Source organism: Bradyrhizobium sp. Leo170 (assembly GCF_004296405.1).
Classification (GTDB): domain Bacteria; phylum Pseudomonadota; class Alphaproteobacteria; order Rhizobiales; family Xanthobacteraceae; genus Bradyrhizobium.
Genome location: NZ_PSRR01000848.1, coordinates 1 through 589, shown reverse-complemented (window position 1 = coordinate 589; position 589 = coordinate 1). Strand labels below are relative to the sequence as shown.

Genomic DNA, 589 nt, shown 5'->3' with positions numbered 1-589 from the left:
GCTTCGGTTGAACCTGTGGTCCTACCCCCGTGCTTTTTGTTGCACGGGACCCACGGGTGCAACCAGCACCCGGCTTTCCCTGCGCCCTCTGTCTTCGAGGAGGGTGGAAAGTGAAGGAAAGCTCGGGCGCATCGCGCCGCGAGAATGCAGACTCACACCCCTCGGCTGTTTGAAAATTGAATCATAACTCGCGGCGAAGCGGTAGGGTGGGCAAAGCGTAGCGTGCCCACCATTGCGGGCGGTGCACTTGATGGTGGGCACGCTACGCTTTGCCCACCCTACAAGTTCGCCGGCCTCACGTCGCCGCGTGCTTCTTCGCCTTCGGCTTGCCGGGCTTCGGCTGCGGCGCGGGCACGTCAATGCGCTCGATCGACGACAGGCGGCCGGAGGTGAACGTGTAGATGCCGGCGCGCGGCCCGTGCGTATAAGTGACGACGGCGACGCGATCGCCGCGTTCATTTTTGGAAAGACCGACATTGTCGGGCGCGCCGATGCCGCGGACCACATCGCACTCGGTGTGTCCGAGCGCGACCGTCCCGGTACTCTGCGGCGGTGGTGCGCCACCGGCGCCGTCCGCGAGCGCATTGGC

1 pseudogene is annotated in these 589 nt (G+C 65.4%); it reads right to left on the bottom strand.

The features are described 5' to 3' along the window. Positions 1 to 295: 295 nt before the first annotated feature. Positions 296 to 589: pseudogene (locus CWO89_RS45065) on the bottom strand (hypothetical protein); the annotation flags it as partial.